Source organism: Lactobacillus sp. YT155, assembly GCF_030504545.1.
GTDB lineage: Bacteria > Bacillota > Bacilli > Lactobacillales > Lactobacillaceae > BQUT01.
This window is the reverse complement of sequence record NZ_JAUKWP010000003.1, coordinates 1-13,417: the sequence shown is the minus strand read 5'-3', so window position 1 is coordinate 13,417 and position 13,417 is coordinate 1. Positions and strand designations below refer to the sequence as shown.

At 35.8% G+C, this 13,417-nt stretch carries 13 protein-coding genes; 5 read left to right on the top strand and 8 right to left on the bottom strand.

The window, feature by feature from the left end:
• Positions 1 to 3: 3 nt before the first annotated feature.
• From Q2T76_RS04190 to Q2T76_RS04180, 3 genes are all read right to left on the bottom strand, one after another.
• Entirely contained in the window at positions 4 to 2,643 is a 2,640-nt protein-coding gene (locus tag Q2T76_RS04190) for a valine--tRNA ligase (RefSeq protein WP_302084271.1), read from the bottom strand.
• Positions 2,644 to 2,957: 314 nt separating this feature from the next.
• A complete protein-coding gene (gene thiI, locus Q2T76_RS04185) occupies positions 2,958 to 4,175 on the bottom strand; it encodes a tRNA uracil 4-sulfurtransferase ThiI (RefSeq protein WP_302084270.1) in 1,218 nt (405 codons plus the stop codon).
• A gap of 11 nt (positions 4,176 to 4,186) precedes the next feature.
• On the bottom strand, positions 4,187 to 5,332 hold the full coding sequence (locus Q2T76_RS04180) for a cysteine desulfurase family protein (RefSeq protein WP_302084269.1): 1,146 nt from the start codon (positions 5,330 to 5,332) through the stop codon (positions 4,187 to 4,189).
• A 120-nt stretch (positions 5,333 to 5,452) separates the two neighbouring features.
• On the opposite strand from Q2T76_RS04180, the gene Q2T76_RS04175 reads away from it, so the two are divergent.
• Positions 5,453 to 5,971, top strand: a complete 519-nt coding sequence (locus Q2T76_RS04175) for a hypothetical protein (protein WP_302084268.1) — start codon at positions 5,453 to 5,455, stop codon at positions 5,969 to 5,971.
• Positions 5,972 to 6,003: 32 nt separating this feature from the next.
• On the opposite strand, the gene Q2T76_RS04170 is transcribed toward Q2T76_RS04175, so the two are convergent.
• Positions 6,004 to 7,698: a septation ring formation regulator EzrA gene (locus tag Q2T76_RS04170; protein ID WP_302084267.1), complete on the bottom strand. Its 1,695-nt coding sequence runs from the start codon at positions 7,696 to 7,698 to the stop codon at positions 6,004 to 6,006.
• Between the two features lie 328 nt (positions 7,699 to 8,026).
• Here Q2T76_RS04170 and rpsD point away from each other — a divergent pair, with 328 nt between their 5' ends.
• Positions 8,027 to 8,635, top strand: a complete 609-nt coding sequence (rpsD, locus tag Q2T76_RS04165; protein WP_302084266.1) for a 30S ribosomal protein S4 — start codon at positions 8,027 to 8,029, stop codon at positions 8,633 to 8,635.
• Positions 8,636 to 8,683: 48 nt separating this feature from the next.
• Here the strand turns inward: rpsD and Q2T76_RS04160 are convergent, their stop codons facing one another.
• Together Q2T76_RS04160 and Q2T76_RS04155 are read right to left on the bottom strand one after the other, a co-directional pair.
• Entirely contained in the window at positions 8,684 to 9,385 is a 702-nt protein-coding gene (locus Q2T76_RS04160; RefSeq protein ID WP_302084265.1) for a B3/4 domain-containing protein, read from the bottom strand.
• A gap of 66 nt (positions 9,386 to 9,451) precedes the next feature.
• Positions 9,452 to 10,021 carry a DUF1054 family protein gene (locus tag Q2T76_RS04155; RefSeq protein WP_302084264.1) on the bottom strand — a complete coding sequence of 190 codons (570 nt, stop codon included), beginning with the start codon at positions 10,019 to 10,021 and terminating at the stop codon, positions 9,452 to 9,454.
• Between the two features lie 60 nt (positions 10,022 to 10,081).
• On the opposite strand from Q2T76_RS04155, the gene Q2T76_RS04150 reads away from it, so the two are divergent.
• The 3 genes from Q2T76_RS04150 to Q2T76_RS04140 all read left to right on the top strand — a co-directional run bounded on the left by Q2T76_RS04150 (position 10,082) and on the right by Q2T76_RS04140 (position 12,449).
• The gene (locus Q2T76_RS04150; RefSeq protein ID WP_302084263.1) at positions 10,082 to 11,356 is read left to right on the top strand and encodes a replication-associated recombination protein A; all 1,275 of its coding nucleotides are present in this window, start codon (positions 10,082 to 10,084) and stop codon (positions 11,354 to 11,356) included.
• 258 nt (positions 11,357 to 11,614) lie between these two features.
• The gene (locus tag Q2T76_RS04145) at positions 11,615 to 11,899 is read left to right on the top strand and encodes a hypothetical protein (protein ID WP_302084262.1); all 285 of its coding nucleotides are present in this window, start codon (positions 11,615 to 11,617) and stop codon (positions 11,897 to 11,899) included.
• A gap of 76 nt (positions 11,900 to 11,975) precedes the next feature.
• The gene (locus Q2T76_RS04140; protein WP_302084261.1) at positions 11,976 to 12,449 is read left to right on the top strand and encodes a universal stress protein; all 474 of its coding nucleotides are present in this window, start codon (positions 11,976 to 11,978) and stop codon (positions 12,447 to 12,449) included.
• A 36-nt stretch (positions 12,450 to 12,485) separates the two neighbouring features.
• Here the strand turns inward: Q2T76_RS04140 and Q2T76_RS04135 are convergent, their stop codons facing one another.
• Together Q2T76_RS04135 and Q2T76_RS04130 are read right to left on the bottom strand one after the other, a co-directional pair.
• The gene (locus tag Q2T76_RS04135) at positions 12,486 to 12,881 is read right to left on the bottom strand and encodes a type II toxin-antitoxin system HicB family antitoxin (RefSeq protein ID WP_302084260.1); all 396 of its coding nucleotides are present in this window, start codon (positions 12,879 to 12,881) and stop codon (positions 12,486 to 12,488) included.
• Positions 12,882 to 12,976: 95 nt separating this feature from the next.
• On the bottom strand, positions 12,977 to 13,417 hold a 441-nt coding region (locus tag Q2T76_RS04130), incomplete at its 5' end, for a MucBP domain-containing protein (RefSeq protein WP_302084259.1).

Genomic DNA, 13,417 nt, shown 5'->3' with positions numbered 1-13,417 from the left:
TTTTTAATTCTTCAATTGTGCAATTCTTGCTTCAATTTTTTGTTTTCTTTCTTCGTAGCTAGCAAGTTTTTCACGTTGTTCTGCTACCACTTGTTCTGGAGCGTTGGCAACGAACTTCTCGTTAGAAAGTTTCTTGTTAACAAAGTCTAAATCAGCTTGTACCTTAGCAAGTTCATCTTCTTGACGTTTGATTTCATCGTCGATATTGATTAATTCCGCTAGTGGTACGTAGATTTCTGCTCCGTTAATTACTTCGGTCATTGCTAGTTCAGGAGCTTTAGCATCCAAGCTAATTGTTAATTCTTTTGGATGTCCAAAACGATCAACATATTCAATATTTTCTTCAATGATTTTCTTAGTTTCGTCATCACTTGGTTTAATAATGATATCAACTGGATTTGACAATGGTGCATTAGCATCAGAGCGCATCTTTCTGATAGCTTTTATTAAATCTATCATCGTTGTCATATTTGAAATCGCATCGGAATTATTAAATTCACTATGTACTTCAGGATACTCTTTAAGAGAAATTGACTTACCACTGTATTGCATGCTTAACCAAATCTTCTCAGTTACAAATGGCATGATTGGGTGCATCAATTTCAAGACTTGGTCAAGGACATATGCTAATACGTAACGCTTATGAGCTTTTGCTTCTTCATCATCGCCATTAAGCGTTGCCTTAGACATCTCAATATACCAGTCACAGAAATCATTCCAAATGAAGTTGTACATACTACGTCCAACTTCACCGAATTCAAATTTCTCAAATAAGTCATTAACTTCACCGACAGTTTCATTCAGTCTAGCCAGAATCCAATCATCGGTTAAATCATTTTGTGACATATTTGGTAAGTCTTGGGGTTCAGGAGTATCTTCCAAGTTCATAATTACGTAACGGCTAGCATTCCAAATCTTATTGATAAAGTTCCAGGCTGCATCCATTTTGTCGTAACTAAAACGTGTGTCTTGTCCAGGAGTTGAACCATTTAATAAGAACCAGCGTAAGGCATCAGCTCCATATTTTTCAATGACATCCATTGGATCAATTCCGTTACCCAATGACTTACTCATCTTCTTACCGTTCTCATCTCTAATTAGTCCATGAATTACTACATTTTCAAATGGACGTTCGTTAGTAAATTTCAAACTTTGGAAAATCATTCGAGAAACCCAGAAGAAGATAATATCATAGCCAGTTACTAAAGTATTAGTTGGGAAATATCTTTGATAATCCGCACTGTCAACATCTGGCCAACCCATTGTTGAAAACGGCCATAAAGCACTTGAGAACCAAGTATCTAGCACATCATTTTCTTGTTCCCAATTTTCAATATCTGCTGGTGCTTCTTCGCCAACGTACATTTCACCGGTTTCCTTGTGGTACCAAGCAGGAATTCGATGTCCCCACCATAATTGACGTGAAATAACCCAATCGTGGACATTTTCCATCCATTGACGATATGTGTTTTCAAAACGATCAGGAACGAAATTAACCTTGTCATCAGTTGACTGGTTCTTAATGGCAGTATCAGCTAATGGTTTCATCTTCACGAACCATTGGGTTGAAAGACGTGGTTCAACTTGAACGCCTGAACGTTCAGAATGTCCAACACTATGAACCATTGGCTCTACTTTGATTAAGAAGCCTTCGGTATCTAAATCTTTAACCAACGCCTTACGTGCATCAAAGCGGTCCATTCCCACATATTTACCGGCACGTTCATTCATGGTTCCGTCATCATTCATAACGTTGATTCGCTCAAGGTCATGACGATTTCCTACTTCAAAGTCATTAGGGTCATGAGCTGGGGTGATTTTAACCATTCCAGTACCAAAGTCTTTATCAACATGATGGTCGGCAATAATAGGAATTTTTCGATCAGTTAATGGCAAGATTAATTCTTTGCCAACTAAATCTTTATAGCGTTCATCACTTGGATTAACTGCTACCGCTGTGTCACCAAACATTGTTTCCGGACGAGTTGTTGCAATTTCAATTTCGCCGCTCCCATCAGCAAAGGGATATCTGACGTGATAAAAAGCACCTTCATCATCTTGATGAAGAACTTCAATATCTGACAAGGCTGTTTGTAATTGTGGATCCCAATTAATAATATATTCACCACGATAAATTAAGCCTTCATTGTACATTTGGACAAAGACTTTACGAACAGCTTTTGACAAACCTTCATCTAAGGTAAAGCGCTCACGGTCATAGTCAAGAGAAAGTCCTAACTTACCCCATTGTGATTTAATTGTTGAGGCATATTCATCTTTCCAAGCCCAGACTTGTTCGACAAATTTTTCACGGCCTAATTCATGACGATCAACCCCCTCATCACGAAGCTTAGCTTCAACTTTAGCTTGGGTAGCGATTCCCGCATGATCCATTCCAGGAAGATACAAAGTATCGTAGCCTTGCATTCTCTTCAAGCGAATCAAAGTGTCTTGAATTGCTGTATCCCAGGCATGTCCCAAATGTAGTTTCCCCGTGACATTTGGAGGTGGGATAACTATTGAATATGGCTTGGCATTTTTATTGCCTGAAGGTTTGAATACACCTTCATCAAGCCATTTGTCATATAAGTTTTTTTCAACTTCGGTTGGATTATATTTTGGATCCATATTTACTTCTTTCATTGAATTACCTCTTTTTGTGATAATTTCTGTACAAAAAAAGCATTCGCCTACTAGGACGAATGCTCGTGGTACCACCTAAATTCAAGAACGAATATAAACCTGTTCCATCTCCCATAAACGGCAAATGTCACACTCTCGCTCTCCTCAAATAGATAACGGTATCCCGATCGTATAGATAAGCTCACAAGTAACATTTTTTAGCTTAACTAGATGTTCTCAGCAACTCATCTTCTCTACAAGTTAAGGACTAAAAAAACTCTTGCTCAACGCCTTTAATAAGATACTAATGTAAATTTTTCGACTAGTCAATAAGATTACAATAATTCGTTGATTTCAGTATCTTCTTGAGTCAAAAATTCTTCATTTGGCATCACAGTTGATACCACAATTCCATCAAGTGAACGTTGAATCAATCCTTCAACATCTAATTTAGATTCATAGAAACGAGCTTTTTCTAAATTAGGTCGTGTCTTCGGACTTGGTGGTGCAAAGACCGTACAACAGTCCTCAAAAGGTTGAATTGATAAATCAAAAGTATCAATATCTTCAGCAATCTCAATGATTTCATTCTTATCCATGTTAGAAACAGGACGAAGAATTGGTGTATTGGTAACGTCGTTAATGGCCACCATACTTTCCAATGTTTGAGAAGCAACCTGTCCAACCGCTTCTCCATTAAAAATTGCTAAACCATTATTTCTTTCACGAATTAAGTCAGTTAGTCGCATCATGAATCGGCGTTGGATTGTCATCAAGTATCCTTCAGGAAGCTCGGACTTAATTGTCTCTTGAATTTCTGTAAAAGGTACGGCTATGAATTTAATTGGTCCACTGTATGCTGCTAATTTACCAGTTAATTCTTTAGCCTTACGCAAAGCATTTTCACTTGTATAAGGTGGGCTGTAGAAATGAACCATCTCAAGTTCAACGCCACGCTTCATAGCTAAATAACCAGCTACTGGTGAATCGATTCCACCTGATAACATTAATTCAGCTTTGCCAGCAGTTCCCACCGGCATTCCACCAGCACCCTTGATAACTTGATTAGATAAGTAAATGCCATCTTGACGAACTTCAACTAGCAATTTCACATCAGGTTTACGCATTTCAGCTTGAATACCTTCAATGTTAGTGAAAATGTAGTCCCCTAGTTGTAAGTTGATTTCATTTGTATCAAGTTCAAATTCATGGTCTGATCTTCTGGTGTTTACTTTGAAAGTCATCCCATCTTCATAGACTTCTTGCATCATTTCAAGAGCAACTTTTTTTACTTCCTCGAAATCTTTTTTGACTTTAATACTTGGAGAAAAAGTTTGGATACCAAAAACCTTACGCAATCTGGTAATTACTTCTTGGTAATCTTCACCATTCAATTGAATATGCATTCGGTCACGATGTGGACGAATACTCAACTTATCTAATCCGCGCATGACCTTAGTCACGTTTCCGTTCAAGCGACTGATAAAGTCTTTTCTGTTTTTCCCTTTTGTTGATAATTCGCCGTAACGAACCATTATTTCAGTATAATTCATTCTTTCACCTATTAATTTAGAATTTGGAAATGCTCATAGATTTTATCTAACGCATTTATGAACTCTTGCATTTCTTCTTTAGTATTAGTGTTATCAAGACTTACTCTAACTGCACTAGTGGCAATATTTTCATCAACATGCATCGCCTTCAGCGTACCTGACTCAACACCTTTTTTTGAAGAACAAGCACTAGTTGTGGAGATATAAATATCATATTGTTCAAAAGCATGCACTACTGTCTCACCACGAACGCCATGCATTGAGAAACAGACAATATTGGGCGCAAAATTTTCAGAAATCGGCGAGAAAATTGTCACATTCTTCTTTTGTTCAAGATGCTTAACTAACATTTCTTTCAATTCTGATTCGCGTTGAGCACTATTTACTTCGTCTTCTTTCAGCATTCTTAATGCTTTAGCCATCGCAGCAATTGCCGGAGTGTTCTCGGTAGAACTACGTTGATTATTTTCTTGTCCGCCACCACTTAATAAGTCTTCAATTCGTTTGCCATTCTTATAGTAGACAAAACCAACGCCACGAGGAGCATGGAACTTATGTCCTGAAAAAGTCATGAAATCAACACGATCATTCATGTATTGCTCATCAATGTTTTTACCAATTGCCTGTACGGCATCAACATGAAAATGAATCGTTGGATAATCATTCAAGATTGCAGCTATTTCGTTGATTGGTTGAATTGATCCAATTTCATTATTCACAGCCATAATAGAAACTAAAATCGTCTCTTTGCGAATAGCTTTTTTAACATCCTCAGGTCTAACGAACCCTTCTGAGTCAACTGGTAAGTATGTTACTTCATAACCAAGTTTTTCTAATTGCTTCATTGAATTCAACACTGCCGGATGTTCAATACTACTAGTAATAATATGTTTCCCAAAGACCCGCTTCTCCATAGCTGTCCCTTTGATAACCCAATTGTCACCTTCGGTTCCACTGCTAGTGAAGAAGATTTCACTTGGCTTTACTTTTAACAAGTCAGCGATTTGTTGTCGTGAAGTCTCGAGCATTTGAAAAGCCTTCTCGCCGTACTTATGAAGACTAGAAGGATTACCATAAAAGTCCGTTGAAACTTTTTCATAGGTTTTTAATACATCGGCATTGATTTTTGTAGTTGCCGAATTGTCAAAGTAAATCATTTTATCTACCACCGTTTCAAATAATACACTGTTTTTAACTTTAATATCATATAACATTTACATAAATTAAGCATCTACTGATACTTAATAACTTTCTAAAATAATGTATACTTAACTATTATGAAAACAAAAATTGTAAATAGTTCCAAGATGAATCTAGAACAGAAAAAGAATTGGATCAAAAGCAACTACCATCCTTTTAGTTGGCCAGAGTCTGAATACGTTGGAGAGCTTTTCAAGAAGAATCTTAATTTTGAATATTTGGTCAGTTTTTCTAATGGTAATTCGTTAGGCCGTGGCTCTGTTCTTTGGGGAATTAAACAAATTGATGATATGTATATATTAGATAGAATTTCTATTTTAGCTGATGATGTCTTTGGTGGCGGGCCCACTCAAAAAGTGATCTATGATTTCTTTGAAAGTGACTTAGAGATAATTCGTCAAAATATCAACTGTCGTTATTTATATTTCACTCTTGAAAACATAGATCTATTTGAAAGATCAGAAAAAGAAATCCTTTCAAATCTCAAAAAATATCGAATAAAAGCTTATCAAAGAATTCAAAAATCCGATGTTTCACCGTATTACAAAATCAAGCTCAACGAAAAACTAACTATTTTCAATCTTTTCTCAAAATAAAAAAGCCATAATGGCTTTTTTATTTTATATTTTTATGCACCCATTGAGTCTTGCAATCTCTTCATTGACCCAGGTTCAACTTTTTCTAAGCTACCACCAATGATATTCAAAGCACCGGTATAATCGAAATCTTGATCAAATAATCTCTTGGCGTTTTGAGAAGCTTCGCGAACTTCTTCATCACTGTTAACATAACGGTTTGCATATTGAATGGCAATCTCAGTTAGCTTAACGTTGTTAACTAATTCATCGGTTTTTTGCTCTAAGTTGCTGAGATCTTCTTGAACAATAAATGATTGTTTAGAAACTTCATCAACATTAATCTTTGGTTCATTAAGTTGACCTTGCATTTTATTAATTTCTGAAGCCACCATCTTGTAATAGTCGAGATAGTCTTTAGGAAGTCCCAATAATCTTAATTGATCAATTCTAAGTTTTTGGTTCTTCAAGCTGTTGGCGTAGTTGTTGACACTAACTTTGGCAACTTCGACACCTTCAACCATAGCTTGGAAATTCTCATGAATTTCTTTTTGTTTAGTTTCAATTTCAGTAAGTTTTTCAGTAGTCTGATTATTAGCTGTTAAAATTTCGGAATAAATTACACTGTCTGTTGCCATCTCTTCAGAACGTTCATGATATTGTTCAATCAACTCATAAATTTGTTCTTGATAACTATGGACTTCTTCATCTTCTTGATTCAATAAAATATAATCACGACTGATTTTCTTCAAGCTACTAATTAAAGTATCATTTTGGTTCTTAGCATGTTGTAGGAATTCAAAGACTTTATCACCAGTTTTTTGAACTTCATTTTTAGCATTTGCTTCTTCTTCCAGCGTTGAATATAGTCCGTCAATTTCACTAGCAATCTTGGCGTTTTGTTCTTTAACAACTGGGAAATCAAAAGTACTGATTTTTTCTTTGGTGTTAGCAATCTGATCAGTTATAGAAATTACACCAGCTTCAATTCCAGGACTTGGAAAATCATATTTTTGAGTTTTCATCTTTTGGTAAACTGATTCAATTTCTTCCAATTGACCTGGGAACACGTCAATCAATTCTTGATACAATGGTTCAATTTGATTCATCTTCCAATCAATCTTATCAATATCTTTTTTAATCACATCTAGAAGTGACTTAGCTTCTAAGTGGTCACCTTTTTGAGTTAATTCAGTTTCTTTTTCGAATTGAAGTTCAATAGCTTTCAATTCTTCTTCTAACTTTGGTGCAGCTAAACCATAAACAAATGATTTAGTTAATAGTTGTTTACGAATTGCTTGATAACGGTCTTTTAATTCGTTACTTTGAGAAGCATTGATTTTGGTACTCTCAGCCAAACGAGTCAAACTATAATTAACTCGATTGATTTCTTCTTTGACATCATCAATTTCTTGAAACTTAGTTTTTAACTTATTGTGCACACTAAAAACTTTGAATCTCGAGTTATCTTCTTGTATCTCTTCAACTTCGGCATTCATTACCGGAATCTTTTCACTTACAATTTCATTATAAATAGCTTGTTGTTCTTGAAAGCTCTTCAAACTAGCCCCAGTGAATTGGGTCTTCGTTAGTTCATCTAATACTTTTTTTAAATTACCTATTTTCAACAAGTCGATACGATCTTGTACTTCAATTAAATCTCGTTCATTTTTGTTGGTCATATACCAAATGAAAACTATTGCGAGAATTAAAAGAATAATAATTGCGATAAAAATATTTAACGCCACAGTTGCCACCTCAGTTTAGTTTTTACATCATTTTTAATTATAGCAAACCATTACTATAAAATATCCCTATCCCACGGGTTATTTAAATAACTTTTAAAAAAATTAATATTTATCCCCTATTTAACATTGACTATTCGTCAAAATGTCGGTATGATAGCACTTGTGTAAAATAATGCAGCGATAAGTGGCAAGCTCGTCAACAGTTCAACGCGTAATAGCTCAATTGTGTAACCTACGGCTGCAATGGTGAAGATTGAAACGAGAACTGAACGAATGTCGAACTTATTTTTGATTTATTTTACTCCAAAAAAAATTGGAGGACATATATATGTCAAGATATACAGGACCAAGATGGAGATTATCTCGTCGTTTAGGAATTTCACTTTCAGGAACAGGTAAGGAATTAGCACGTCGCCCTTACGCTCCTGGACAACACGGACCAAACAGTCGTGGAAAAGTTTCTGAATACGGTACTCAACTTAAAGAAAAACAAAAACTACGTTTCATGTACGAATTAAATGAACGTCAATTCCGTAACTTGTTCGTTCGTGCCGGTAAAATGGAAGGTATCCACGGTGCTAACTTGATGGCTCTTCTTGAAACAAGATTAGATAACGTTGTTTATCGTTTAGGTCTTGCTTCAACTAGACCACAAGCTCGTCAACTTGTTAACCACGGTCACATCTTAGTAGATGGCAAACGTTTAGATATTCCTTCATACGAAGTAAAACCTGGACAAGTTATCTCATTAAGAGAAAAATCAAAAGACTTGGCAATTGTTAAAGAAGCTCTTGAAGCAGTTGTTGGTCGCCCTGGTTTCGTTAGTTATGACGAAAGCACAAACTCTGGTTCACTTGTAAGATTGCCAGAACGTGAAGAACTTAACCCAGAAATCGACGAATCACTTGTCGTTGAATACTATAACCAAATCCTTTAAGATTTGGCAAAACAAAAACACATCCATTTGGATGTGTTTTTTTATTATCTAAAATTCAGCTTCAGGATTATCTTTGGTTACCAATATTACCCGTGTATCAATATCTAAATAATCTTTTAATTTACTTTGTAACTCTTTGATAGCGTTTTGGTGATCGGCATCCCTTTCGGGATTAACATTTTCCATGTAGAAAATAAGATTCTTAGAAGTTTCGGTTGTTTCCACTCGCGAACTATCACGCCAAGCCCAGCAACGACTTAATACCGACTCTTGATCTTTATAAATAACTTCTCCGGGTAGTGCTTCTTCAACTTCAGCTTCTCCGATAGGCAGGAATTTTTCTCCACCATCAGCAACCGTCAATTCTAAGTCGCCAACTACTTTATCACTGTCTTCACTTGAGCAAGGAAAAGCCCAGTTCAATGAAACGGAGTTATAAATATCAACAACCGGATTAATTTGCCCTACTCCTTTGCCATTCTTAGCACGTTTCAAAAGATTTTCAACCGCACAACGAGCACCTTTTTTAGTTTTAAACTTTTGAAAAGCTTCTCGCCAGTCCTTAACAACCGGATTCTCACTGATTGGATCATCAGGAACCCACTTAGCAGCTTTTTGATTGGCTTTATCAAGTAAATCATCTGGTGTATCGCGATAACTTGTATTATCAACATTTTTTGCAATTAAAAAAGTAATTTTTGTTTCTGGAAATAATTCCCAGAATTTCTTATCAACTGTGAATTTACCCATTTCATTCTCCTTGCGATTGCTCTCTATAATAATTATAACATTTAAATTATTATCAACCGAATTCAATCATCGTTCAAATTTTTCTAATAAACTGAACAACCCTAGCAAATCGTTTAATATTGCTTCGTTATCAAAACTTTCTTTATCGTAAGTATAGCCGATTACCAAGTCCGCACTTTTTATCTTCAAATAACGTTGCGTAGCCGCTTCAAAATTTTCTTTCGTTAATGGTTGCAGTTGGCTCTGTGTATGGTCGGTTGAAATTCCTAAATTCTGATCAAATGTAATTACTTTATTTAATCTATCAACAACATCTTTTCGCTTCTCAATTTCAGTCAAAAACGAAATATTACTAAAGATACACTCTGGCCAGAATCCTATTTCAATATGTGGTAAAGATTTGTATCCTCGTTTATTGGTACTAATTGCCATCCAGGTGTCAGTTGGTGGATTCTTGTGACGACGAATATGTTGGGCAATATGGACATATAGTTGTTGCTGAAATTGTCCTTGATATTGATCTAATAATGATTCACCTAATGACTCAAACTTCGGGTCAATAATTTCTTTAATCTTTCCCAAGCGACCAGCTAAAGTTGGGTCGTCAAAAACCTTAAAATCATCAGAATTAAACATCTTTTACCTCTGAGCTTTTTATTGTTAATATTAAGATAACTAATTCAAAGGAGTATTGCAATGCAACAACCTCTTGCATACAAAATGAGACCCAAGACGATTGACGACATCGTTGGTCAAGAACATCTTGTTGGCCCTGGAAAAATCATTCGTCGAATGGTCGATGCAAAATTATTATCATCGATGATTCTATATGGACCACCAGGAATCGGAAAAACCAGCATTGCGAGCGCTATTGCTGGTAGTACCAAATACGCTTTTCGTACTTTAAATGCAGCCACCGACGGTCAAAAAGAACTCAAAGTCGTTGCTGAAGAAGCGAAGATGAGCGGTACAGTTGTCCTACTCCTTGACGAAATTCATCGACTAAATAAGACTAAACAAGACTTCCTTTTACCATTATTAGAACAAGGAAGTATTATTTTGATTGGTGCCACAACCGAGAATCCTTATATTAATATCTCACCAGCGATTCGCTCTCGTACCCAAATTTTCGAACTTAAACCTTTGAATGAAGAAGATTTAAAAAAAGCCGTTGCTCGTGCTTTAAGTGATAAAGAAGTCGGTCTAGGTAACATGAATATCAAACTAGACGACAACGCCCTCGGACTTTTGGTGTCCTCAACTAATGGCGACTTACGAAGTATTCTTAATGGTCTTGAACTTGCTGCTAAATCCACGGCACCAGATTCTGACGGCGTAATTCACTTAACTTTAGAGATTATTGAAGAATCAGTTCAAAGAAAAGCTCTCACCGCTGATAAAGACGGTGATGGACATTATGATGTTATCTCTGCTTTTCAAAAATCAATTCGTGGTTCAGATGCCAATGCTGCCCTCCACTACATGGGAAGATTACTTGAAGCTGGCGATTTGGTCTCAGTGGTTCGCCGCCTCACTGTCTGTGCCTATGAAGATATTGGTTTGGCAAATCCACAAGTCTGTGCTCGAACTGTCGAAGCTACCCAAGCCGCTTTATCATTAGGTTTACCTGAAGCAAGAATTCCACTAGCAGTTGCGGTAATTGATCTCTGTCTAAGTCCAAAATCCAATTCGGCAATGACCGCCATCGATGGTGCTATGCAAGATATTCAAGCCGGCAACTCTGGTAATATTCCTGATCATTTGAAAGATTCTCATTACTCAGGAGCAAAGAAACTTAATCATGGTGTTGAATACAAGTATCCGCACAGTTATCCAAATGACTGGGTTGATCAACAATATTTGCCTGATAAGATTAAGAAAAAACTCTATTATGATCCAAAAACTACTGGAAAATATGAACAAGCTTTGAAACAACAATATGACAAAATAAATGAAGCTCGTAAAGATTGAAATTTCTCGCGAATGTTGCTAAGATATGCATGAAATGCTTGAGTGATAGAGAGGCATTATTTTCAGTTGACTGAACAACTAATACATGCCCTGGAGAGTTATTCATAGTCACGATCAGGCTTTTGTGCAAAGAAGTGACTGGCTTTGAGACAATCCGATTTTTATTAAAACGCGGGGACAACTACACGATGCTAAGCGTCACTTAAAGTGTTTTAGCGGTTCATCTGAAATGAACCGTTTTTTTATTGGAGGAAACAAATGTTAATCAAAATTGCCATGGGAATTTTTTCACTATTAATTCTGATAATCGCTACTTATTTATCAAGACACGTTGAAGAACCTTTCGTCAAAATAAAACCAGACAGTATCAATCAATACAAATTAGTAACCAAATCCATTGCGATTTTGTTCTTTATTTCAGCCATGTTTGGCTTTGTCACTCTATTCTTTGACAACAAGATGCTCAGCATCTCTGCCCTATTATTTGGTAGTATCTGTGCTGCTTTTTATGCAATCTTTATTTCCAATAAATTTCACGTTTAATCTAATTCGAATTACTTGTTAAATGACCCTTTTTTGAACTACAATAAAGTTACAAAATAATAAATGAGGTGATACTATGTTACAACAATACACAAGTATCTTGGTTCCAATTGATGGATCTTTTGAAGCTGAGTTAGCATTCAGAAAGGCCGTTGCGGTTGCTAAAAGAAATAATGCTAAACTTCACATTTTGCATGTTATTGATACTAGAGCTTTCCAAAGTGTTTCTAGTTTCGATTCAGAAATGGTTGAACAAGTTACTCAAAAAGCAAAAGAAACCATTGATGGCTATGTAAAATCAGCTAAAGACGAAGGAATCAAAGAAGTGGATTCTACAATCGAATATGGTGCACCGAAAACAATTATTTCTGAGGACTTTCCTAAAAAAGCTGATATTGATTTGATTATGATTGGTGCTACTGGACTAAATGCCGTAGAACGACTACTCATTGGTTCCGTAACTGAATATGTTACCCGTACTGCTAAGTGTGATGTATTAGTTGTCAGAACCGACTTAGACAATAAGAAGCCACATAAAGAAAGTAAATAAATAAAAAGAAGTTCAACAATATGTTGAACTTCTTTTTTATATCTTTAGTTTTTTCTTAAGTGCTTCAGTTGCAACTCTAGATACATTAATATTATTCTTTCTAGCTAGAACACTCAAATACTCTGGCATAGTTATTGTCGTTCTAATTGTTTGAGTATTTCGAGTACGCCATTTGGTCATATTAACATTAATATAAACAATCTTTTCATTATCATTAATTTCCCAAGTTGTTGGGTCTTGAACTTCAGGATAGCTACTTCCCTCGTTTAAGATTGTGGCAATCGCATCTTCAGCCTTGGTAGCAGCATCGGAAAAAGTTTTTCCTCGAGTTATCATGCCTTCAATATTAGGAGAAGTCACCGTATAATAATGTTCGTTATCCTGAATCTCAGTGATAATTACTGGATAGATTATAGTATCTCTTGTTTTCATAAAATATACCTTCATACCAATTTAGAGTTGTTCTGTTTAAGTTATAATTATAAAAAACGTCGCAGTTCACGGCGTTTTCTATAGTTTATTTCTTATTAAGCTTTTTTGCGGAATTTCAAGTATGCTGCAGTTGCTAGAACTAGCACACCAACGATTCCTAAGACAGCCAATTGTTGTTCACCAGTTTTTGGTAAGTACTTAGTGATTGTCTTTGTAATAGTTGTGATTGTTGTTGGTTTGTCAGGATCTACTGGTGCAGGAATTTTTGAGTAAATGTAATTTACTGTTTGTCCTCCTGTTGTTGTAGCAGCTTCCATAGCTTCAGCTTTCATCTTAGCTTTTTGAGTGCTTGCTCCAACTGCAACAGCTTTTACTTTACCTGTTACAGGATCACCAGTTGTCTTCACAAACTTGTATCCAGCAATCTTCTTTTGTTCGGTCTTGTAAGTTGAACCTACTTTAAGAACTTGAACTTCAGAATCAGCTAATTTGTTACCTTTATCATCTTGATAGTTAGCAGTAACTTGTCCCATTTG